The 22,325-nt window shown below is 63.4% G+C and carries 20 protein-coding genes, 2 tRNA genes and 1 pseudogene; 11 read left to right on the top strand and 12 right to left on the bottom strand.

Translation table 11 applies throughout. The features are described from left to right. Window positions 1-262: hypothetical protein (locus EET13_RS00220; RefSeq protein WP_244603707.1), on the top strand; the 262-nt coding region annotated here is incomplete at its 5' end. A 25-nt stretch (window positions 263-287) separates the two neighbouring features. Here the strand turns inward: EET13_RS00220 and EET13_RS00215 are convergent. From EET13_RS00215 to EET13_RS00205, 3 genes are all read right to left on the bottom strand, one after another. Beyond that, window positions 288-360, bottom strand: a tRNA-Ala gene (locus EET13_RS00215). A 163-nt stretch (window positions 361-523) separates the two neighbouring features. Then, window positions 524-597 (bottom strand) — tRNA-Ile (locus EET13_RS00210). A 60-nt stretch (window positions 598-657) separates the two neighbouring features. Then, entirely contained in the window at window positions 658-1,542 is an 885-nt protein-coding gene (locus EET13_RS00205; RefSeq protein WP_122440385.1) for a DUF3566 domain-containing protein, read from the bottom strand. A 428-nt stretch (window positions 1,543-1,970) separates the two neighbouring features. Here EET13_RS00205 and EET13_RS00200 point away from each other — a divergent pair, with 428 nt between their 5' ends. After that, window positions 1,971-2,213, top strand: coding sequence for a DUF1918 domain-containing protein (locus tag EET13_RS00200; RefSeq protein ID WP_122440384.1), 243 nt, complete (start codon window positions 1,971-1,973; stop codon window positions 2,211-2,213). A gap of 170 nt (window positions 2,214-2,383) precedes the next feature. On the opposite strand, the gene gyrA is transcribed toward EET13_RS00200, so the two are convergent. The 7 genes from gyrA to dnaA form a co-directional block, all read right to left on the bottom strand. Continuing rightward, on the bottom strand, window positions 2,384-4,897 hold the full coding sequence (gyrA, locus tag EET13_RS00195; RefSeq protein ID WP_122440383.1) for a DNA gyrase subunit A: 2,514 nt from the start codon (window positions 4,895-4,897) through the stop codon (window positions 2,384-2,386). A gap of 18 nt (window positions 4,898-4,915) precedes the next feature. Then, window positions 4,916-5,935 (bottom strand): TolB family protein, encoded by a 1,020-nt coding sequence (locus EET13_RS00190; RefSeq protein ID WP_168991202.1) that lies wholly within the window; start codon window positions 5,933-5,935, stop codon window positions 4,916-4,918. Next, window positions 5,928-7,955: a DNA topoisomerase (ATP-hydrolyzing) subunit B gene (gyrB, locus tag EET13_RS00185; protein ID WP_122440389.1), complete on the bottom strand. Its 2,028-nt coding sequence runs from the start codon at window positions 7,953-7,955 to the stop codon at window positions 5,928-5,930. The genes EET13_RS00190 and gyrB overlap by 8 nt, the downstream gene beginning before the upstream one ends. A gap of 253 nt (window positions 7,956-8,208) precedes the next feature. Further along, entirely contained in the window at window positions 8,209-8,760 is a 552-nt protein-coding gene (locus tag EET13_RS00180; RefSeq protein WP_244603706.1) for a DUF721 family protein, read from the bottom strand. Next, the gene (gene recF / locus EET13_RS00175; protein WP_122440380.1) at window positions 8,757-9,932 is read right to left on the bottom strand and encodes a DNA replication/repair protein RecF; all 1,176 of its coding nucleotides are present in this window, start codon (window positions 9,930-9,932) and stop codon (window positions 8,757-8,759) included. Before recF ends, EET13_RS00180 begins: the two co-directional genes overlap by 4 nt. Window positions 9,933-9,952: 20 nt before the next feature. After that, entirely contained in the window at window positions 9,953-11,152 is a 1,200-nt protein-coding gene (gene dnaN, locus EET13_RS00170) for a DNA polymerase III subunit beta (protein WP_122440379.1), read from the bottom strand. Between the two features lie 508 nt (window positions 11,153-11,660). Then, window positions 11,661-13,214 carry a chromosomal replication initiator protein DnaA gene (dnaA, locus tag EET13_RS00165; RefSeq protein WP_122440388.1) on the bottom strand — a complete coding sequence of 518 codons (1,554 nt, stop codon included), beginning with the start codon at window positions 13,212-13,214 and terminating at the stop codon, window positions 11,661-11,663. Between the two features lie 551 nt (window positions 13,215-13,765). Between dnaA and rpmH the strand changes: the two genes are divergently transcribed. The 9 genes from rpmH to EET13_RS00120 all read left to right on the top strand — a co-directional run bounded on the left by rpmH (window position 13,766) and on the right by EET13_RS00120 (window position 20,633). Next, window positions 13,766-13,909 (top strand): 50S ribosomal protein L34, encoded by a 144-nt coding sequence (rpmH, locus tag EET13_RS00160; protein WP_068111553.1) that lies wholly within the window; start codon window positions 13,766-13,768, stop codon window positions 13,907-13,909. A gap of 23 nt (window positions 13,910-13,932) precedes the next feature. Then, complete coding sequence (gene rnpA, locus EET13_RS00155; protein WP_122440378.1) at window positions 13,933-14,295, top strand: ribonuclease P protein component; 363 nt, start codon at window positions 13,933-13,935, stop codon at window positions 14,293-14,295. Then, on the top strand, window positions 14,292-14,630 hold the full coding sequence (gene yidD / locus EET13_RS32675; RefSeq protein WP_425293745.1) for a membrane protein insertion efficiency factor YidD: 339 nt from the start codon (window positions 14,292-14,294) through the stop codon (window positions 14,628-14,630). The genes rnpA and yidD overlap by 4 nt, the downstream gene beginning before the upstream one ends. After that, window positions 14,614-15,759: a membrane protein insertase YidC gene (gene yidC / locus EET13_RS00145; protein ID WP_122440377.1), complete on the top strand. Its 1,146-nt coding sequence runs from the start codon at window positions 14,614-14,616 to the stop codon at window positions 15,757-15,759. Before yidD ends, yidC begins: the two co-directional genes overlap by 17 nt. A 190-nt stretch (window positions 15,760-15,949) precedes the next feature. Continuing rightward, window positions 15,950-16,462, top strand: a complete 513-nt coding sequence (locus EET13_RS00140; protein WP_425293747.1) for a Jag family protein — start codon at window positions 15,950-15,952, stop codon at window positions 16,460-16,462. Window positions 16,463-16,623: 161 nt separating this feature from the next. After that, on the top strand, window positions 16,624-17,295 hold the full coding sequence (rsmG, locus tag EET13_RS00135) for a 16S rRNA (guanine(527)-N(7))-methyltransferase RsmG (RefSeq protein ID WP_122440387.1): 672 nt from the start codon (window positions 16,624-16,626) through the stop codon (window positions 17,293-17,295). Between the two features lie 71 nt (window positions 17,296-17,366). Then, entirely contained in the window at window positions 17,367-18,509 is a 1,143-nt protein-coding gene (locus tag EET13_RS00130; protein WP_425294209.1) for a ParA family protein, read from the top strand. Beyond that, a complete protein-coding gene (locus tag EET13_RS00125; protein WP_122440375.1) occupies window positions 18,506-19,486 on the top strand; it encodes a ParB/RepB/Spo0J family partition protein in 981 nt (326 codons plus the stop codon). Before EET13_RS00130 ends, EET13_RS00125 begins: the two co-directional genes overlap by 4 nt. Window positions 19,487-19,844: 358 nt before the next feature. After that, window positions 19,845-20,633, top strand: coding sequence for an acetyltransferase (locus EET13_RS00120; protein WP_122440374.1), 789 nt, complete (start codon window positions 19,845-19,847; stop codon window positions 20,631-20,633). An 8-nt stretch (window positions 20,634-20,641) separates the two neighbouring features. On the opposite strand, the gene EET13_RS00115 is transcribed toward EET13_RS00120, so the two are convergent. Beyond that, a complete protein-coding gene (locus tag EET13_RS00115; RefSeq protein WP_122440373.1) occupies window positions 20,642-21,862 on the bottom strand; it encodes an N-acetylmuramoyl-L-alanine amidase in 1,221 nt (406 codons plus the stop codon). A 287-nt stretch (window positions 21,863-22,149) separates the two neighbouring features. Then, window positions 22,150-22,325, bottom strand: a pseudogene (locus tag EET13_RS31090) (IS1634 family transposase); the annotation flags it as partial.

Raw genomic sequence — 22,325 nt, 5'->3', positions numbered from 1 at the left:
ACCCAACCCACACTTTCGCATCCGCCACGACATCGTCGACCAATCCGGCAAACTCACCCTGCGCCACGCCAGCCGCCCACACCACCTCGGCATCGGAGGCACCCACGCCCACACCCCAATACTCATCCTGGCCACCAGCAAAACCGTCACCGTCATCAGCAAAACCGCCCACCACATCCTCAGCAGCCACATCATCGACCCCGACAAAAACTACTGGCGCAACCAAAACAAAAACCCCGGCCGATGGCCGGGGAATCTGTAACCCATGACGCGACTCATCACAATTGTGGAGCCTAGGGGAATCGAACCCCTGACACCCGCCTTGCAAAGGCGGTGCTCTACCAACTGAGCTAAGGCCCCTCCTCGTTGCGAACCGCGTCCCGAGACGGGTGACCAGGCACCGGATCCGGCGCCGCGTGCCACACTTCGGCGTTTCGGCGGGCCCGCACCACGGCCACCACCGCAGCAGCCACTGCCAGTGATAGCGCGAGCCGCACACAACGTCTTGACGAACACATGGTCGTGGGCCTAGGAGGACTCGAACCTCCGACCTCTTCGTTATCAGCGAAGCGCTCTAACCGCCTGAGCTATAGGCCCGGATTCCGGAATACGGCCGAGCGACGAGATTACCGCAATCGCCGCCCGACCCCCAAAATGCTAATCCCGGTCGGCCAGCGTCACCTCGATGCCGCCGATCAGATCCGTGGTGAGGTTGTAGACGAATGCCCCGATGGTGGCCATCGCGGTCATCAAGACGATGTTGACCAAGCCGATCAGCACGGCCCCACCGAAGATGGTGCCGCTGGAGACCAGTTCTGCGCTGCTTCCGCTGGTGTTGTTCAGCAGGTCGCCGACGTTGCTGTTGAGCTTGGCCCACACGCCCATGCCGCCGAGCACCAGGTACAGGAACGCCACCGAGATCATCCAAACGAAGAACAACGCCACCGACAGCAGCAGCGACACCTTCAGCATGCTCCACGGATCGATCCGGCGGATCTGCATGCTGGCCCGCACCGGTCCGCGGCCTCGCCGCGGCGATACCTGTACCCGGGATTCACGGGGTTCCGTGGTTGCCGAACGGCCGGTGGGCGTCGGCGTCGACGGTTCTGCCGGACGGTCGGGCGCGGCCCTGCGCTGCGCCCGGGGGATAGATCCCGATAGATCGGGCAGCTCGCTGGCGTAAGCCTCAACAGGTGGACCGTCGCCGCGGGCCGGAAGTTGGTCGGGTTCCGGCGGAGTCGTCGCCACCGGCGCGGAGGGGGCAGCCGCCGGTGTTGAGGTTCCGGTGATAAAGCGGTTCAACCGGGCATCGATGGCCGAACTCGGGCCGGGTGGCCGCACGTCTGTCGGCGGATCGTTGGGTTCCCACTGCCCCGGCTGGGACGGCCACGTGCCGCTGCGGCGCCGCGACGGAGAGTCTCCGGGATCTGTAACCCGGCCAGGTCCGGTCGTTGCCCGGTGTGCACCGGCACGCTCGGCCACAGCATCCCCATTCGGTAGGTCGCCCGTATTGGGGGCGCCCGGCTCGTTCGGTGAGGTCACCCCGACTCCTAACATGTGTACCCAGGTCGCTGAGTCTAGTTGCCGTGGTATTCGGAGGCCGATCCGCCGTCCGGATCGTCATCCGAAGCGGCCGTTAAACAGCGGTTCAAGCGTATTCCGGGACAGATCCAACGTGTCACCGTGGCGTCGGATTGCGGCACGTCGATAGGTTCCGCCCCGAGGTGCCCAGAGGTGCCCCGAGAAGGGGTGTACGTAGCGGCGCCGGGTCGGCGGCCGTGTCGCGGTCTCGAGCGAGCGGTGAGGGCTTTGAGTGTGCATGTAGGGCGCCAACATCCGCGGTGGATCGCCCTGGCAGCACACTCGACGCCACCCACGCACACTCGACGCCAGGTCGTGCTTCCGTTTGGCGACCGTCGCGCGCACCATGGAGATGTCGGCGGTCTCACAAAACGGGAAGGCGGCGGGCGATGAAGGCTAAGGTCGGCGACTACCTGGTGGTTAAGGGCACCACCACCGAGCGACATGACCAGCACGCGGAGATCACCGAGGTGCGTTCCCAAGACGGCTCGCCGCCATACGTGGTGCGTTGGCTGGTGACCGGGCACGAGGCGACGGTGTACCCGGGTTCTGACGCGGTCGTCGTCAGCGCGGCCGAACACGAAGAGGCCGCACGGCGCGCTGCCGGCCGGGTGGGACGTCCCGCGACCTAGCCGGCATGTTCCGGTAGGTCTAGTGTTGGCACGTTTTGTCCCCAACACCCGCCAATGTGGATAGCAGTAGCCGCACACCGCTGCGACCTCCGCATGCACTGACTGCACCGAATACGCCTGACAATCGAGCAATTTCGTCGTCCGGGGCGTCGAGCCGCCCCGAAGAGCCCCTACTTGCCCGATCCGTCGTCGCTGTCGGCTTCCCCGACCACGTCCTCGCTTTCCTCGGCGTTGCGGGCAATCGCCAACAGGTTGTCACCCTCACCGAGATTCATCAGCCGAACACCCTTGGTCTGACGGCCCGCCTTACGAACCTGGCGCGCGGCGGTGCGAATGACCCCGCCGCCGGAGGTGATCGCGTACAGCTCGCTGTCGTCGTCGACGATCAACGCGCCGACCAGTCTGCCGCGGCGGCGGTCGTACATCACGGTCAGCACGCCTTTACCGCCGCGGCCCTGCACCGGGTACTCGTCGATCGCGGTGCGCTTGGCGTACCCACCGGACGTCGCGACCAGTAAATAGGTGGCTTCGCGGACGACGTTCAACGACAGCAGCCGATCGTCGGCGTTGAACCGCATGCCTTGCACCCCCGAGGTGGCCCGGCCCATCGGGCGCAGCGCCTCGTCGGTCGCCGAGAACCGGATCGATTGCCCGTTGGCCGAGACCAGCAGCAGGTCCTCCTCGGCCGAGCACAGCACGGCCCCCACCAGTTCGTCGTTGTCGCGCAGGTTGATCGCCACGATTCCACCAGAGCGGTTGGAGTCGAAGTCGGTCAGCTTGGACTTCTTGACCAGCCCGTTCTTGGTGGCCAACACCAGATACGGCGCGTCCTCGTAACTGCGGATCTGGATGACCTGAGCGATGCGCTCCTCGGGCTGGAACGCCAACAGGTTGGCCACATGCTGACCACGCGCGGTACGCGACGTCTCCGGCAGCTCGTAAGCCTTGGCCCGATACACCCGGCCCTGCGTGGTGAAGAACAGAATCCAGTCATGGGTGGAGCAGACGAAGAAATGCCGGACGATGTCGTCCTGCTTGAGACCGGCACCCTGGACACCCTTGCCGCCGCGCTTCTGGCTGCGATACAGGTCGGTCTTGGTGCGCTTGGCATACCCGGTTTCGGTGATGGTGACGACGACATCCTCGCGGGCGATCAGATCCTCGTCGCTGACGTCGCCGTCGGCTGCGACGATTCGGGTCCGACGGTCGTCGCCGTGCTTGTCGACGATCTCGCCGAGTTCGTCGCGCACGATCCCGCGTTGCCGCTCCGGCTTGGCCAGGATGTCTTCCAAATCGGCGATCTCTGCTTCGATCTTGGCCAAATCGTCGATGATGCGCTGGCGTTCCAGGGCCGCCAGGCGCCGCAGCTGCATGTCCAGAATGGCCTGAGCCTGGATCTCGTCAATATCGAGCAACTCGATCAACCCGGCCCGGGCGATGTCGACCGTCTCCGATGCGCGAATCAAGGCGATCACTTCGTCCAGCGCGTCGAGCGCCTTGACCAGGCCGCGCAGAATGTGGGCCCGCTCGTTGGCTTTTCGCAGCCGGTAGGTGGTGCGCCGGACGATCACGTCGAGTTGGTGTTCGACGTAGTAGCGGATCAGCTGATCGAGTCGCAGCGTGCGCGGTACCCCGTCGACGATGGACAACATGTTGGCGCCGAAGCTCGTTTGCAGCTGGGTGTGCTTGTAGAGGTTGTTGAGCACCACCTTGGCCACCGCGTCACGTTTGAGCTCCACGACGATGCGCACGCCGACCCGCTCGCTGCCCTGGTCTTCGATATTGGCGATGCCCGCCAGCTTGCCGTCGCGGACCTGCTCGGCGATCGAGGTGATGAAGTTGTCGTGGTTGACCTGATAGGGCAGCTCGGTGATGACCAGCGAGGTGCGGCCGCGTGAATCTTCTTCCACCTCAACGACTCCGCGCATCCGAATAGAGCCCCGGCCGGTCTTGTAGGCGTCGGCGATGCCCTGGGATCCGACAATGAGTCCGGCCGTGGGAAAGTCGGGTCCTTTCACCCGCTCCATGACGGCGGCCAGCGTCGTCTCCTCGTCGGCGTCGTAATTGTCCAACGCCCAGAACACCGCATCGGCAAGCTCACGCAGGTTGTGCGGCGGGATGTTGGTGGCCATGCCCACTGCGATGCCGCCCGACCCGTTGGCCAGCAAGTTCGGGAAGCGGCTGGGCAGCACCGTCGGCTCTTGCACCCGGCCGTCATAGTTGGGGATGAAATCGACTGTCTCCTCGTCGATTTCACGCAGCATCTCCATGGCTAACGGGGTCAGCCGGGCCTCGGTGTATCTCATCGCCGCTGGCGGATCGTTGCCCGGTGAGCCGAAGTTGCCCTGACCGTCGACCAGGGGATAGCGCAGCGACCACGGCTGCGCCATACGCACCAGGGTGTCGTAGATCGACGCGTCGCCGTGCGGGTGGTAATTACCCATCGTCTCGGCCACCGACCGCGCCGATTTGGCGTGGCTGCGGTCCGGACGGAACCCGGAGTCATACATCGCGTAGAGCACGCGCCGGTGCACCGGCTTGAGGCCGTCGCGCACCTCGGGTAGCGCGCGGCCGACGATCACGCTCATCGCGTAATCGATGTAGCTGCGCTGCATCTCCTGCTGAATGTCGACCGGTTCGATCCGCTCGACGGAGTCGTCGGGCGGCAGCGTCGTGTCTGTCATCTATTCCTCGTTTTGGTGTTAGTTGTGACGCGCGGCATATCCCCAGCTGGGGGAAGCGTGGTATTCACCGCGCTGCGGCTTGGAGATTTGACGCTGACCGGTACCGTCGGTATTCACCACAAAGATTGCCTGCGCTCCGATATCGAACAACGTGTCGGTATAGGCAATCTGGCTTCCGTCTGGCGAGAAGGTAGGCAAAGTCCATTCCGCACGCGGGTCTTTGAGATCAGCGAGTTTGCGCGGCTTTGTCAGGTCGGCATCCGCGACAAACAGGGCGTTTCTGCCCTGGCTCACGCTGAGTTGATAAACGATCTTTTTGCCGTCTCGCGAATAAGCCAGTTGGGCAGGGATGCCACGCAACTCCTCTCGCGTCGCAATGATTCCATCTGGAACCGGAAGCGCCAGCTCATCGGTCTTGTCGCCCTGGACAACGTCGGCGATCGTGGAGAAGACCAGCCGTTGGCCAAAGCCCGCTTTGACGAACCTGTCATACACCACCGCCCGACTGTCGGGCGTGAACACAACCCGCAGCGGCGGAACGGACACGGGCGCCCCGAAGGGGGCCATTAGCTGCCGTGGCTCACCGCCGGTGACGTCCACGACGTAGATCGAGCTATCCCCGGTCACACTTTCGACGTAGGCCACCATTTTGCCGTCGGGAGAAAAGGCCAAGGCGACGGAATCGTTGATATGCGATTGTGCCGAAACTGCTTTGGTCAACGGCCGTGCGTTCTTCAGGTCGGAATCCGTTACGAATACCTGCGCGGGCTTACCAGCGATGTACGCGATCTTGCGCCCGTCGGAGGAGAACACCGCCGACTCCGCCGGTGGGTCGGGTGGCCTCAGAACGCGATCCCCGCTGCCATCCGCCTTCATGATGTGGATCGAATTGACTTGTGCGACTTGCGTGGTGTAGCTGATCACGAGATCCCCGCGATCGGGCTCGCCTTCCCGCGCGGTCGGCCCGTGGGAACAACCCGCGAGCAAGAGCACGCTTGCGCCCAGCCCCGCGCAGGCCCGCACCGACAACTTACACATCAAGGAAACGAACATCCTTGGCGTTGCGGGTGATAAAGCTTCGGCGCGCATCCACGTCCTCACCCATCAGGATGGAGAACAGCTCATCGGCCGCCGCGGCGTCGTCCAGCGTCACTTGACGCAACACCCGCACCGAAGGATCCATGGTGGTTTCCCACAACTCCTTGGCATCCATTTCGCCCAGACCTTTGTAGCGCTGGATACCGTCTTCCTTGTTGATCTTCTTGCCCGCCTTCAGCCCAGCCTCCAGTAACCCATCACGCTCGCGATCGGAGTAGGCGAACTCGGGATCGATGCGCTGCCACTTGAGCTTGTATAGCGGGGGCTGAGCCAGAAATACATGACCATTCTCGATCAGCGGACGCATGAAGCGGAACAACAACGTCAGCAGCAACGTGGAGATGTGCTGGCCGTCGACGTCGGCGTCAGCCATCAGCACAATCTTGTGGTATCGCAGCTTGGAGATATCGAATTCGTCGTGGATACCGGTACCCAGCGCGGTGATGATCGCCTGGACTTCGGTGTTCTTCAGCACCCGGTCGATGCGGGCCTTCTCGACGTTGATGATCTTACCGCGCAACGGCAGGATCGCCTGAAACATCGAGTCGCGACCGCTCTTTGCCGAGCCGCCGGCTGAATCACCTTCTACTACATACAGTTCGGACTTGCGCGGGTCAGTCGAGCGACAATCGGCCAACTTGCCGGGCAATCCGCCGATGTCCGTGGCGCTCTTGCGGCGCACCAACTCTCGCGCTTTGCGGGCCGCAATGCGCGCCTGTGCCGATGAAACAGCCTTGTTGACAACGGTTTTCGCATCGGCGGGGTTGGCTTCGAACCAATGGGTGAGCTGTTCGTTGCACACCTTCTGCACGAATGATTTCACCTCGGTGTTACCCAGCTTGGTCTTGGTCTGACCCTCGAATTGCGGCTCGCTGACCTTGACCGAAATCACCGCGGCCAACCCTTCGCGGATGTCGTCACCGGTGAGGTTGGGGTCCTTGTCTTTGAGGAGTTTGCGATCCTTGGCGTATTTGTTCACTACCGACGTCAAGGCGCTGCGGAACCCTTCTTCGTGGGTCCCGCCCTCGTGGGTATTGATCGTGTTGGCGAAGGTGTGCACCGACTCCGAGTAGCCGGCATTCCACTGCATCGCGATCTCGACTTCATGGCCCGGGCCCTTACCAGAGAAGTCGACGATGCTGCTGTGGATGGCGTTCTTGGTGCGGTTGATGTGTTTGACGAAGTCAACCAGGCCGCCGGGGTAGTGGAAGGTACGCTTCTTGACTTTGTGTGGAGCGGCGGATTCGGCCGCCTTCTCGCGGGCCGACTTCGGGGCCTCGGCGACGTCGCTGACCACCTCGTCGACCACCTCCTCCTGGGTCACCCGCTGATCGGTCAAATTGATGGTGAGCCCCTTGTTGAGAAACGCCATCTCCTGCAATCGTCGGGCGACGGTTTCGAAGTCGTACTCGGTGGTTTCGAAAACGTTGGGGTCGGCCCAGAATCGCACCGTCGTGCCGGTCTTCCTCGTCGGCGCGCCTTCTTTGAGCCCCATCGGCTCGGACTTCTCGTAAACCTGGGACCACTCGGAGCCGTCGCGCTTGATCTCCACCTCGAGCCGGGTGGACAAAGCGTTGACCACCGACACACCCACACCGTGCAGCCCGCCCGATATCGCATAGGCGTCGGAGTCGAATTTCCCGCCGGCATGCAGCTGGGTCATCACCACGTCGACGGTTGGTATCCCGGACGCGTGCATCGCGACCGGGATGCCGCGGCCATCGTCGGTGACTTCGACGCCGCCATCCTCGAGCAGGACGACACTGACGACGGCCGCGTAGCCGGCCATCGCCTCATCGACCGCGTTGTCGACCACCTCCCAGATGAGGTGGTGCAGACCACGCTCACCGGTCGAGCCGATGTACATGCCCGGACGTTTACGGACAGCCTCTAGCCCCTCCAAAATGGTGATCGATGCAGCGCCGTATTCGTCTTGGGCCTTCTTCTTCTGGGCAGCCACGGTCCGAATGCTCTCCTCGGGGTTGCATGCGAGCGGTTCAGTCACCGCAGCGGGTCGCACACCTACTCTACCGTGAGCGCGTCTCCGCACCGATTCTCTAGGCGCGTTTCTACCTACCTAACTGCGCCGTGCGCACGATATCTTCCTTGAGGACGCGTCCGGACGTTTGAGGTGCGTGTTCACTTCGTCCTGGTGGATTTCAGGACTTGGACAACTAAGGCTCCACGTAACCGTTGGACCGCCCGCATGTGGTTTAGCCGTAGGTGTCGCGCGGCCCTCTACCGGCGACATGTCGAGGCCCCTTGCGCCAAGACGGCGCAGCGGGACCGGTGATCTTCAGCGACGTCACCACGCCGTTGCCGACCGCGGCGGCGATCTTAGCCAGGAGTTGGGCCTGCATGATCCGCAATTGCGTGGCCCAGGCCGTCGATTCAGCTGTCACGCTGAGCACCCCGTCGTCCAGCGAGGCGGGAGTGGCATGCTCGGCGATCTGCTGGCCAACCACTGCGGCCCATTGGCCCAGCACCGTGCCCTCGGCGACACGTCCGGACCAACCGCGCTTTTTCGCCAGTTCGCGAGCCAACTTGCCCAGCGGTTGCGGATCTCGGGAGTCGGGGCCCGGACCCGACCACCCGCGACGCTGTCCGGCGACGCGCCGCGACGAAACCGGTTGCGCCACCGATCCGCGGCCCACATCACGTCCCCGGGCCCGCGCGGCGGCCCGGGCCTCTGCCAAGGTGCGTCGAACCAGGTCGATGCCGGCGTCGAGTTGTGGGATCTGGTCTGCTGATTGCTCGCCGGTCACGCGGACACCACCGATACCGGCCCGTCGTCACCCGCACGCAAATCGATCGGCACCCGTCTCGCGTCCCAACCCACTGGAATATCTTCCAGCACCGCCGCGGTCACCAACACCTGTTCGGCCGACTCCGCCACGGCCGCCAAGGCACGACGGCGCTGGGCGTCCAGTTCAGCAAAGACGTCATCCAGCAACAACACCGGGTCACTGCCGTCGCCACGCAGCAATTCATAGGCCGCCAATCGCAGCGCCACCGCCATCGACCATGACTCTCCGTGGCTGGCAAAGCCTTTGGCGTGTTGGTCACCTAGTCGCAGTTCCAGGTCGTCTCGGTGCGGACCAACCAGACACACACCACGTTCCACTTCGGCATCGCGCCGCGCGGCCAGCGCCGTCAGCAGCCCGGCCTTTAGGTGGTCACGATCGGCAGCCCCGGGCGTTCCATCAGCCAGAGTATGTCCGGGCACGACAGCGGCCATGCTGGCTCGATAGTCGATGGACGCCGGGCGCGAACCCGGGGCCAACAGCTGATACGCCTTTTCCACTTCCGGGGCCAGTTGCCGCACCAAATCCATACGAGCAGCCATCAATTCGGCGCCGTGCTCAGCCAGTCGGCTGTCCCAGACGTCCAGTGTGTCCAGCACACCGTGGTCCCCGCGGTATCGCGCGCCTGCTGCGGATTTCAGCAACGCGGTCCGCTGCCGCAGCACTTTGTCGTAGTCGGAGCGCACCGCAGCCACGGCCGGACGCCGCACCGTCGCCAAGTCATCTAGGTAACGACGCCGGTCCGCCGGATCGCCGCGGACCAGCGCCAAGTCTTCAGGAGCAAACAGCACCGCGCACAATACCCCGACCACCTCACGGGTGCTGCGCACCGGAGACCGGTTCAGCCGGGCCTTGTTGGCCCGTCCCGCGGCGATCTCGAGATCCACCGCGCATTCCCGACCGTCGCTGACTACGATCGTCGAGATCACCGCGCGGTCGGCCCCCGCCCGGATCAACGGTGCATCGGTGCCCACTCGGTGCGAACCCATGGTGCTCGAATACCACAGTGCTTCAATAAGATTCGTCTTACCGAATCCGTTGGGACCGACGAATACCGTACGGCCCGGATGTAATTCGAGATCCACATGCGCCCACGAGCGGAAATCACGCAGTCCCAAACGCCGGACGTACACCTACTTCGGCACCCCAGCGATCAGCCCGGCAACCGAACCGGCATCAAGAGGTAGACGTAGTCTGTCGGCACCGCCGGGAACGGACCGTTACCAGTCGGCGTGACGTCTTCGGCCGATGCGGGACGCAGTAGGGCGGGCTTTCCCGGGGTGGTGAAGCCGAACGACACCCGCTCGGAATGCAACGACCCCAGACCATCAGTCAGATATGTGGGGTTGAACGCGATTGTCAGCGGTTCACCGGCGAAGTCGACGGCAAGGTCTTCCTCAGCCCGCCCGACGTCATCGGCGCCGGCGGAAAGCCGCAACGTCCCCTCGCCGAATTCCATGCGTACCTGCGCGCCACGATCAGCGACCAGCGCGACCAGCTTGATCGCCTCGGTCAGCTCTGCCACATCAGCGGTGGCTACCGCGGTGTGCTCGGCGGGCAGCAGCTGGCGAAATTTCGGAAACTCCGCGTCCAGTAGGCGGGTGGTGCTGCGCTTGCCGCTACCGCTGATGCCCAGTAGCCCATCCTTTCCGACGCCACTGCCGGCACCCAAGGACAACCGCACATCGGATCCGTCACTGTTGGCTTTGGCCGCCTCGGCCAGCGTCTTGGCCGGCACCAGCACCGACGCGTCGATGTCTGGCGACAGTGCGGTCCACGTCAATTCCCGAACCGCCAGACGGAACCTGTCGGTTGCCGCTAAAACCACCGTCTCACCGGAGATCTCGACGCGAATACCGGTCAACATGGGCAGGGTGTCGTCGCGGCCGGCCGCAATGGCGACCTGGCTGATGGCCTCGGCGAACAGATCCGACGGCAACGTCCCGGTGTCATCGGGCAGGGTCGGCAGTGTTGGATAATCCTCGACCGCCATGGTCGGTAACGAAAACCTGGCGTTTCCGCAGGTCAAGGCGACCCGATTGCCGTCGACGTAGAAATCGACCGGCTTGTTAGGCAATGCCCGGGTGATGTCGGACAGCAACCGCCCTGATACCAAAACGCTTCCTGGAGAAGCGATTTCGGCAGCGATCTGTACTTCGGCTGAAACTTCGTAGTCGAATCCGGAAATGGTCAGACCATCGTCCGAGCCCGTCAGCAGCACACCGGAAAGCACCGGCACCGCCGGCCTGGTCGGCAGGTTTTTTGCCACCCACGACACCGCCTCGGCGAACGACTCTTTCACCAAACGGAACTTCAAGTCGGTGAGACCAGCCTGGGTCGTAGCCGCGTCCATTGCGTCCCTTCACCTAACAGTGAGTTCGATCCCTAGATCCATGAGCCAGCCCCGCCGCCGGCATTGCGACCACCCGTGACGAATCCCCGCAACGGCGGTCGAACAACAACCGTAGAACGTCTGGCTCCAAGTTGAAAGCTAATCGTCAACGCCGACATCGCGGGCACTGCGCCCTCGCGAGGGACCCTGGGAGTCGGGTGTCCCCAAGCCCGATTTTCTAAGGACAACCCAGGAATAGATTTCAATAGCAGTAATAAGGGGTGTGAGTTTTGGGGATAGTTCGCTGTCGGTGCTGGTGGGCGACCAACCGGGGTGTGGATGACGGCATCGCAGGCTGTGTGGTGGATGTGGGGCGTTGGGGATGAATCGGCGGGTGTGTTCAGAAGGGCCGAGATCTGCACGTGAATTTCGAGTGGCTGTCCACAGCACTGCGCACAGCGGCGGCGTGTGGCTACTGTGACTGATGGTAGAGAAGTTTTTTGCGGCGAAGCGAGCGGAAACAGCCGATTCAGCGCTTCGAGCGCTGCCGGATCCTTGTTGTGAGTTCTTTGACGTGATCGAAGACCTCGCGGCGCTCGGCCATCTCCGACAGGATCTTGCGTTGGGCGTACATGACCGTGGTGTGGTCGCGGCCGAAAGCCTGGCCGATCTTGGGCAGTGACAGATCGGTGAGCTCGCGGCACAGGTACATCGCGATCTGGCGCGACTGGGCCAGCGATCGGGTCTTGCCCGGGCCGCGTAGCTCTTCGACGGTGGTGTCGAAGTACTCCGCAGTGGCGGCCATGATGGTCGCCGCGCTGATTTGCATGGTGGTGGCGTCGGCGATGAGGTCGCGCAGCACGATCTCGGCCAGCGCCTTGTCGATCGGGGTCTTGTTCAGCGAGGCGAAAGCGGTGACCCGGATCAGCGCACCCTCGAGTTCGCGGATGTTGCGTTCGATGCTGCTGGCAATGAGTTCCAGGACGTCATCGGGCACCGCCAGTCGCTCCATTTGTGCCTTCTTGCGCAAGATGGCGATGCGGGTCTCCAACTCGGGGGGCTGCACATCGGTGATCAGGCCCCACTCGAACCGGGTCCGGAGTCGATCTTCAAGCGTGGCCAGCTGTTTGGGCGGCCGGTCGGAGGAGATGACAATCTGCTTGTTCGCGTTGTGCAACGTGTTGAAGGTGTGGAAGAACTCTTCCTGAATGCCTTCCTTGCCTTCGATGAACTGAATGTCATCGACGAGCAAGACGTCGACGTCGCGGTAGCTGCGCTTGAAGGCGACCTTGCGGTCGTCACGCAATGAATTGATGAAGTCGTTGGTGAACTCCTCGGTGGAGACGTACTTGACCCGCATCCCCGGAAACAGTCGTTGTGTGTAGTTGCCGGCGGCGTGGAGGAGGTGAGTCTTGCCCAGGCCCGATTCGCCCCAGATGAACAGCGGGTTGTAGGCGCGCGCCGGAGCTTCGGCGATGGCCAGGGTGGCGGCATGAGCGAAACGATTGGAAGCGCCGATAACAAAGGTGTCGAAGGTGTAACGGCGGTTGAGGCTGGTTCCACCACTCGGCGCCGCGGTGTCGGCGCTGGAGGACCGCCTGGTGAAGTACGCGGGCCAGCTCGGCCGGGGCCCGTCAGTGGTTTCTTCGAGTTCGCTGGCGTCATCGAAGTCCACGACGGTTTCGCGGGTTGCTTCACGTGACATGTCGGGGTCGAGATCGTCGCTTGCTGTTGATGCGGTGTCGTCGACCTCAGCGGTCGACGGAGGTGGCGCGATGCGCACCCCGAGTTGGATCTGCTGGCCGAGCCGCCGGCTCAATGCGTCGGTGATCGGCGTGCGCAGATGACGCTCGATTTCGTTCTGGACGAAACTGCTCGGCACTGACAACAGCGCAAATCCCTCGACGATGGTGAGGGGTTGGACAAGGTTCAACCAAGCTCGCTGTTGCGGGGTGAGCGGAGTGGTGAGGGTGGTGCCGTTGCCGGCTCCGCCCGGGATGCCATCAGTGGTGAGTTCCCCGTTGAGTTCGGAGACGACGGCATTCCATACCGTGGCAAAACCCGACCCGGGATCATCGGTCAACGACGCATCCCCCTGGTCCGACATCGAGGTGACATTGTCGGCGACAAGCAAACTGTCCACATGGTTATCCACAGTTGTGGAAAGGACGGTCGATTACGTTCCGCAGCCTTTCGGCCACGGCCCGCGATCTCCGCGCTGCATCCAGCCGCTCGGCTGTCTGGGCAGCTAGTCGATCCGCCATCCTCGCTTCATCGTCGGCCGCCGTCTCAGTCCGAAACAGCACTGCCCGAAGCTAACAGTTTTCGGTGCGGCTGCCAACAGTTCTTTCGTTTTCCGTTGCCGTTTGTTGTAGATGTGTGCAACACGGAGTCCCTTAGCGGCAGCCACATTTCGGGCGGGGCCGGTTTCCGGCTGAGTCTGTTGGGACTGGCGAGGTTTGACCAGGCTAAGGCTCGTCAGTACCCTCAAACAGTCGCCCGAACGTCGGCGATACGGCTGCGACCTGGATGGGAGTCCGGGGACCGCGCCGGCCAGCTGCCAGACCACCTCCGGCCGCCGAGTATGCACGATGCGCGGACGGATGGTATGCGAGACAGATCGAGGAGAACGCCGTGGCCAAGGGCAAGCGGACCTTCCAACCGAACAACCGGCGGCGAGCCCGTGTTCATGGTTTTCGGCTGCGGATGCGTACCCGGGCTGGGCGAGCCATTGTGTCCGGCCGGCGCCGCAAGGGTCGCCGCGCGTTGACTGCCTGATCGTCGCGTCAGGTTTCTTAGCGGTGCTGTCCGCACGCAACCGCATGAGGCGGTCAACCGAGTTTGACGCAACGGTCAAGTACGGAATCCGTACCGTACAGCCCGATGTCGTCGTTCATGTGCACCGCAGCAACCAGGCAGTGGATGGTAGCGGTCCGCGGGTGGGATTGATCATCGCCAAATCGGTGGGTACCGCGGTCGACCGGCATCGCGTTGCACGCCGGTTGCGACACGTTGCCCGGCCGTTGCTCGGGAACCTGCATCCGTGCGACCAGGTGGTGATTCGGGCACTGCCCAGCAGTCGGCAGGTCTCGTCGGTGCGTCTGGAACAACAGGTGCGGCGCGGCTTACGCCGAGCCTTCGAATCGGCGGGTGCCGACCGGTGACCCAGTCGGCGTGGAGTGCCGCGAGCGTGGTGAATGCCACTGGGCGGTGGACAGTCCGCGCACTGATTTTCGTGATCAATCTCTACCGGCACATGGTTTCTCCGCTGCGGCCGGCCTCGTGTCGCTTTCTTCCAACCTGCAGCCAGTACGCCGTGGATGCGCTGACCGAATACGGTCTGATCCGGGGGAGCTGGCTGACGATGGCCAGGCTCGCTAAGTGTGGACCCTGGCATCGGGGAGGATGGGATCCGATACCAGAGCGCCAGCGATATTCGGACTGCGATGTCCGCGGGGACCTGTTGGCGAAGCAAGGGGAGCGTGAGTCTTTTGTTTGATTTCTTCAGCCTCGACTTCGTCTACTACCCGGTCTCGTGGATCATGTGGGTCTGGTACAAGCTGTTCGCGCTGGCGTTCGGGCCGTCCAACTTCTTGGCCTGGGCGCTGTCGGTGATGTTCTTGGTGTTCACGCTGCGCGCCCTGCTCTACAAGCCGTTCGTGCGCCAGATCCGTACCACGCGCCAGATGCAGGAACTGCAGCCGCAAATCAAGGCGCTACAGAAGAAGTACGGTAAGGACCGCCAACGCATGGCGATGGAGATGCAGAAGCTGCAGCGCGAGCACGGGTTCAATCCGATTTTGGGATGCTTGCCGATGCTGGCGCAGATCCCGGTGTTCCTAGGTCTGTATCACGTGCTGCGTTCGTTCAACCGGACGACGGGCGGTTTCGGTCAGCCGCAGATGTCGGTGGTGGAGAACCGGCTGACCGGCAACTACGTCTTCACCCCGACCGACGTGGGCCACTTTCTGGATGCCAACCTTTTCGGTGCCCCGATCGGGGCGTCGATGACCCAGCGCGGTGGCTTGGACGCGTTCGTCGATTTCAGTCGGCCCGCGGTGATCGCGGTCGGTGTGCCGGTGATGATCCTGGCCGGTATCGCGACCTACTTCAACAGTCGCGCGTCCATCGCCCGGCAAAGTCCGGAGGCGGCAGCGAACCCCCAGACCGCGATGATGAACAAGCTGGCACTCTATGTTTTTCCGCTGGGCGTCGTAGTTGGCGGCCCGTTCCTGCCGTTGGCGATCATCCTCTATTGGTTCTCGAACAACATCTGGACGTTCGGCCAGCAGCATTACGTGTTCGGCATGATTGAGAAAGAAGACGAAGCCAAGAGGCAGGAAGTTTTGCAGCGCCGAGCTGCCAATGCGCCGGCGCCGGGGGCTAAGCCCAAGCGCCTTCCCAGAACCGCCTCGGGTGGCCCTGATGGGCCGGCGCCAGAGCCCGCGGCGCAGGCCGGTACCGAAGTCGGCGGGGAGGATGCGGGCTCGGCGGATCAAAACCCCGAAGGGAAGCCGGGTAAGGCGCCCCGTAACCAGGCTGGCGGACCGACTCAGGCGGGCCGTAACAGTGCCCCGGTCGGTCGTACGCCGCGACCGGGCGCGCGACCGAAGAAGCGCAAACGATAAAAGCGCGTCACAACTTTTTGCGCGCGGGAGCAGCGGGATGACCGCCAACGAAGCCTTCAGCAGAAGAGTGCGAAACATCGCCAACACTGACCGTGAGTGAGGGAGACAAGCCATGACCGATGCCGAAACCACCGAGCTGGACTTGGAGAGCAAGACAGCGGCGGAGGATGTCGCAGATGGTCCAGAAGACATGATGGCAGCGAAGGCTAGTGCCGATGAAGCTGATGCGGCCGATGATCTCGAGGAGCGATTGGTCGCAGAGGGGGAGATCGCCGGTGACTACTTGGAGGAGTTGCTGGATCTGTTGGACTTCGACGGCGACATCGATCTGGATGTCGAAGGTAACCGCGCTGTGGTCAGCATCGACGGCAGTGACGACCTGAACAAGTTGGTGGGTCGCGGGGGAGAGGTACTTGATGCTCTGCAGGAACTCACCCGGCTGGCGGTGCATCAGAAGACCGGCGTGCGGAGTCGGTTGATGCTCGACATTGCGAGCTGGCGCCGGCGACGCCGAGAGGAACTGGCGGCCTTGGGGGAGCGAGTAGCGCGGCGGGTTGCCGACAGCGGTGAACGCGAGGAGCTTGCGCCGATGACACCATTTGAGCGCAAGATTGTTCACGATGCCGTGGCGGCGGTGTCCGGCGTACACAGTGAAAGCGAGGGCGTCGAGCCGTCGCGGCGGGTTGTGGTCCTGCGCGACTAACCCGTTATCCGACCGCGACCCGTCCGCAATGTCGGGGACGTGAGTTACAGATATGTAGTTCCGGGCGGGCCGGGCCCGTGGGAGAAGCTCGGGAAGATCGGAGAATGTTTCACGTGAAACATGGACGGATCCCCGACCCACGACGACCCGGTGTGGAGCCGATGCACCCGGATGTGTGCGATGCGCCGGCGGCGATCTTTGGGGAGCGACTCCAGATTGCCCGCAGATACGCCGACTGGCTGGCGGGTCCAGGGGTCGAGCGGGGACTGCTGGGACCCCGGGAGGCTGGGCGCATATGGGAGCGACACCTCTTGAACTGCGCCGTAATCGGCGAACTCGTTGATCCCGGGCAGCGGGTAGTCGATATTGGTAGCGGAGCCGGGCTACCCGGCATACCGCTGGCCATCGCTCGGCCCGATCTGCAGATCATCCTCCTGGAACCGTTGTTGCGACGCAGCGAATTTCTATCTGAGGTGGTCGCGGATCTGGGTCTGACCGTGGAGGTGGTGCGCGGCCGTGTCGAGGAGCCGAGAATATGGCGGCGAAGTGGTGACGGTGATGTCGCTGTGTCGAGAGCGGTAGCCGCATTAGACAAACTAGCGAAGTGGAGTATGGCGTTGGTGAAACGGGAGGGCCGGATGCTCGCGATCAAAGGAGAGCGGGCTGCCGACGAAGTAGAGAAGTACCGGCGTGTGATGGCCGCATCGGGTGCGGGTGATGTCAGGGTAGTGGAATGTGGCGCGAACTATTTACGACCACCCGCAACCGTAGTGGTGGCACGGCGCGGAGGTCCGGATCAACCCATTCGGCGAACGAATGGGGCAAAGGCGTGAACCCGTCGACGACGCTGGCGCCTTCGTCCGAACCGACACGACGCGCTTCGGCACCGCATCCGGGTGTTCCCATGGGCGACCCTGTACCGCTGCCCCTGCCCGCGCTCGCGCGGGCAGGGGCGCCCGCTTCGATAGCGTCGGCTGCGCCCAGCGCACCGCGACCGTCCGGCCCATGGTCGATGATGACCGGGCATCCGAAGAGATTGCCCGCGGCCGCGACGCCGGCCGGTGCGGTTACCCCAAGCGAGGTCGGGGTCCTGGCCGCTGAGTTGGCGTCGGCGCCGGGAACAACGCACAATCCCACAGTGAATGTTTCACGTGAAACATCAACCGAAATCGATACTCCGATAGGCGCCGCCGCCGAACGAGCCATGCGTGTCCTGCACACCACCCACGAGCCACTGCGTCGGCCACAGCGGCGGCGACTTTTCACGGTCGCCAACCAGAAGGGGGGGGTTGGCAAGACCACCACCGCCGTCAACCTTGCCGCGGCACTGGCCGTCCAGGGTCTCAAGACTCTGGTGATCGACCTCGATCCCCAGGGCAACGCAAGCACTGCCCTGGGTATTACCGAGCGGCAATCCGGAACGCCATCGTCGTACGAAGTGCTCATCGGCGAAGTGTCATTGAGACAGGCGATACGGCGCAGCCCGCACAGCGAGCGACTGTTCTGCGTTCCGGCGACGATCGACCTTGCCGGTGCCGAGATCGAACTGGTGAGCATGGTGGCGCGTGAGAACCGGTTGCGTAATGCGCTGGCCGAACTCGACAACCTCGACTTCGACTATGTGTTCGTCGACTGCCCGCCATCGTTGGGACTGCTCACGATCAACGCATTGGTCGCCGCTCCGGAAGTACTCATCCCGATTCAGTGCGAGTACTACGCGCTGGAAGGGGTGTCCCAGCTGATGCGCAACATCGAGATGGTGAAGGCGCACCTCAACCCCGAGCTCGAAGTGACCACGGTCATCCTGACGATGTATGACGGCCGGACAAAGCTCGCCGACCAGGTGGCCGAAGAGGTCCGCCGTTACTTCGGAAGCAAAGTGTTGCGCACGGTGATTCCCCGTAGCGTCAAGGTATCGGAGGCGCCGGGCTACAGCATGACGATCATCGATTACGATCCCGGTTCGCGTGGGGCGATGAGCTACCTGGACGCCAGTCGTGAACTCGCCGATCGTGATCGGCCATCGGCCGGGAGGGGACGACCATGACTCAGCCGTCACGTCGGAAGGGCGGTCTTGGACGGGGACTGGCGTCGCTGATTCCCACGGGTCCCGGCGACGGTGAGTCCGGGTCGTCGTTCGGCCCACGAATGGGATCGGCAACCGCCGACGTCGTGATCGGCGGACCCGCCCTTGACGGGGGATCGATAGGGGCGGTGTACCGCGAGATTGCGCCGTCGGACATCGAGGCCAATCCCCGGCAGCCGCGCCAGGTGTTCGACCAAGAGGCATTGCAGGAATTGGTGCATTCGATCCGCGAGTTCGGACTTCTGCAGCCGATCGTGGTGCGGGCGGTCGAGACGTCGTCAAGTGGCGCGCACTATCAAATCGTGATGGGGGAGCGGCGTTGGCGGGCGGCTCAGGAGGCCGGCCTGGCTACGATCCCCGCGATCGTGCGCGAAACCGGCGACGACAATCTGCTACGCGATGCCCTACTGGAAAACATCCATCGGGTCCAGTTGAACCCGCTGGAAGAAGCGGCTGCCTACCAACAGCTTCTCGATGAGTTCGGTGTCACCCACGATGAACTGGCTGCGCGCATCGGCCGGTCGCGTCCGTTGATCACCAACATGATCCGACTGCTCAAGCTTCCGATTCCCGTTCAGCGGCGGGTAGCCGCGGGTGTGCTGTCGGCCGGCCATGCCCGGGCACTGCTGTCGCTGGAGGCTGGGCCGGAGGCGCAGGAGGAACTGGCGAGCCGGATCGTGGCCGAAGGCTTGTCGGTGCGGGCCACGGAGGAGGCGGTCACCCTGGCCAACCGCGGCGGTGCCACAGCACCGACCCCGCCGCGACGCAAACCCATTCACATGCCCGGACTCCAAGATGTCGCCGAGCGCCTGTCCAACGCCTTCGACACCCGAGTGACGGTAAGTCTCGGCAAGCGCAAGGGCAAGATCGTGGTGGAGTTCGGCTCGGTGGACGATTTGCAGCGCATTGTCGGCTTGATCACCGATGTCAAGGCGTGAGCCCGCAACACCAGGTAATTACGTCACTGTGACACTGAGGCGGCTCCGGAACAGGGAGGAAACATTTCGTGTGGTGCACTTCGACGCAGACTCCATGTGCGTCAAGCGATTTCGAGAGGCGGCCGGTTCGTTGTGATCAGCGGGACCTGTCGTGACGCGGCACCGGCCGATGACGGCCCTGGCGGACAACCGATACTGGCCCAACCGTTGCCAACTCTCCTATCCTAGAGAGGTTGCTGGTGTACATCAGCCGGGGGAGAACGAGGCCGTGGGCGTGGCCGTGCGACACGGCGGGCCGAACGGTCGGTAAGAGACGCGGGGCTGACAGCCGCAGTACCGCACGGAGGCTAGGAGACTAGTGTCTGCTCGTATCACAGCGCTGCGGCTCGAAGCCTTCGAGCAGCTTCCCAAGCATGCGCGCCGGTGCGTCTACTGGGAAGTGGACCCCGCGACCCTGGGTAACGATCACCACCTTGCCGACCCCGAATTCGAAAAGGAAGCCTGGCTGTCGATGGTGATGTTGGAATGGGGTTCGTGCGGCCAGGTGGCGACGGCAATCCCGGACGAACGCAGCGATGCTGAACCGCCGTGTCTGGGATATGTGTTCTACGCCCCGCCCCGGGCGGTGCCGCGGGCCCGTCTGTTTCCGACTGCGCCGGTGTCTGCCGACGCGGTGTTGTTGACCTCGATGGGTATCGAACGTGGACAGGCCTCTGATGACTTGCCGCATAGCCTGATCGCTCGGGTCATCGACGAACTGGTTCGTCGCGGGGTGCGGGCGCTGGAGGCTTTCGGCCGTACGGCGGCGGCCGCCGATCTACAGGATCCCCGGCTGGTCGAACCCGACGTGCGCCCGGTACTTGAGGTTGTCGGTGACTGCTCCGTCGACCACTGTGTCATCGACGCGGACTTCTTGATGGACACTGGTTTTGTGGTGGTGGCACCGCACCGGTACTTCCCGCGGTTACGGCTGGAACTCGATAAGGGCTTCGGGTGGAAGGCTGAGGTAGAGGCCGCTTTGGAGCGGTTGCTGGAAAGTGCCCAGCTGCAACAGCCCGTGGGGGCGGCTGCAGCGGCCGGTTCTACGGCCAGCAGTCCCTCTAGGTCCCGGCAACGAGACGTTTTGGGGCTCAGGCCAATTCAGTAACCGGCTATTCAGGAACCGCCGAGTCTGCTGGCCCGTTCCACCGACAACTCGTGGGCCAATAACTCGGCGAAGGTGAAAGTGCCCGTGGGCCGGTCGTTTTTGCCCAACAAGTAGAGCCGTTTGACCGCGGCGAGAATACCTTCGGCAATGGCGTCGCGGGTCTGCGTTGAGACCAGCATTTCCCGGTCTCGGGGGTTGGTGATGTAGCCGACGTCGACCTGAACGGTGGGCATCCGAGTCAGCCGCAACAGATCCCAGGTCCGACCATGTGTACGGCAATCGCGTAACCCAGTGCGCGCCACAACTTCTCGCTGAATAAAGTCAGCCAGATTGCGGCCGATGGTAGACACCGACCCGTGCGAGTTACCGAAATAGAACGAGGCGACGCCGTTGGCCGAAGGACTGGCCTGGGTTTCGCAGCGCAGGCTGATCATCAGGTCTGCCCCAACGGCATTGGCGGTCGCGGCGCGTTCGGCGTCTGACGGGCTACCGTTGGCGGGGCGGGACAAAAAGGTCTCCATGCCGATGGCCGACATGCGTCCTTCGAGGCGACTCGCCAAGTCCCACAGGACGTCTGCCTCACTGATCGGCCCGGCCGGGCCTTGAGTGATCAGACCGTGATCGGCACCGCCGCGCCCGGGATCGATGATGATGCGCTTGCCGGACAACTTCGGTCCGGAACGGCGGACCAACTCCTCCTCCCGGATCGCATGCGGCGAGCCGCCGCTGACCCGTGAACTGAGAAAGTACAAGGACCGCAACGTTTCCGGCCCGCAGATACCGTCGGCGGAAAGTCCGTACTCGCGCTGGTACGACATCAGCGCGTTGTGGGTCTGCAATCCGAAATATCCGTCGACCAGCCCCGTGTAGAACCCGAGATCCTGCAGCCGAGCCTGCAGTGTCGCCACATCATCGCCGTACAGGGGCGCACCGAATTGGTGATACAGCGTTCGAGCGCCGAGTCGGTAGGAAGCTTCTTTTAACGCCCGATAGGTGGCTTCGCCGACGATGCCGTCGACGAGCAGGCCGCGATGCTGCTGAAAGGCACGCACCGCGTGGTCGAGTTCGGCGTCGAACACCTCGAGCGCGACGTGTCGGCCGGTGGTCAGATCTTCGTCGGGATTGTCCAGCATTCCCAGCGCGGCCAGCGCAGCGCGGATCTCGGTGACAGCGGCGCTACGGTCACCACAGCGCAGCGCGTCGCCGTCTTCGCGGCGCGGACTCGGCATACCAAAGGCCCTCCAGGACTCACTGATCTCGCTGACAAACGCAACACAGCTAGCCGCTATTGTCGCAGACGCTTCCCAATTTCGGGAAAACCCCAGGCTGATCCGGGCCACGACGCGTCGTCAAGCTGGCGGTTAGTCGTGCCACCGCAACTGCCGCGACGACGACGTAAGGTGCGGCCGCATTGCGGTGCGCGAAGGTTCTTGCAACCGAAACCGGGCGGATTTCTGATGCCCCTGCCCGCAGCGGGCACACGCTGCAGCTTTCAACCTGAGTTAGGACATTTGGTTTAGTAAGCCACTTTGATGCCGAGGTGGGCGAGGATTGTCCGCTGGGGCTCAGGGATTTCGGGTGGGAAGGTCTGACTGGCGCCGTTGATGGTGATGGTCGCTGAGCGCAGCGGTCGCAGTTGCTTGATGATGTTGGCGATGGCCAGCCCACTGCGTTCCTGAATGCAGTGCGCGA

Source organism: Mycobacterium attenuatum (assembly GCF_900566085.1).
GTDB classification, from domain to species: domain Bacteria; phylum Actinomycetota; class Actinomycetes; order Mycobacteriales; family Mycobacteriaceae; genus Mycobacterium; species Mycobacterium attenuatum.
Note: the sequence above shows the minus strand (reverse complement) of the source record. Positions and strands in the feature narration are given on the sequence as shown.

Bases quoted from the DNA above. Each gene is read 5' to 3' on its own strand.
- EET13_RS00200 (WP_122440384.1), top strand. From the start codon at position 1,971: ATGAAGGCTAAGGTCGGCGACTACCTGGTGGTTAAGGGCACCACCACC.
- gyrA (WP_122440383.1), bottom strand. From the start codon at position 4,897: ATGACAGACACGACGCTGCCGCCCGACGACTCCGTCGAGCGGATCGAA.
- EET13_RS00190 (WP_168991202.1), bottom strand. From the start codon at position 5,935: ATGTGTAAGTTGTCGGTGCGGGCCTGCGCGGGGCTGGGCGCAAGCGTG.
- dnaN (WP_122440379.1), bottom strand. From the start codon at position 11,152: ATGGACGCGGCTACGACCCAGGCTGGTCTCACCGACTTGAAGTTCCGT.
- EET13_RS00140 (WP_425293747.1), top strand. From the start codon at position 15,950: ATGATGGCAGCGAAGGCTAGTGCCGATGAAGCTGATGCGGCCGATGAT.
- rsmG (WP_122440387.1), top strand. From the start codon at position 16,624: ATGCACCCGGATGTGTGCGATGCGCCGGCGGCGATCTTTGGGGAGCGA.
- EET13_RS00130 (WP_425294209.1), top strand. From the start codon at position 17,367: ATGGGCGACCCTGTACCGCTGCCCCTGCCCGCGCTCGCGCGGGCAGGG.
- EET13_RS00125 (WP_122440375.1), top strand. From the start codon at position 18,506: ATGACTCAGCCGTCACGTCGGAAGGGCGGTCTTGGACGGGGACTGGCG.
- EET13_RS00115 (WP_122440373.1), bottom strand. From the start codon at position 21,862: ATGCCGAGTCCGCGCCGCGAAGACGGCGACGCGCTGCGCTGTGGTGAC.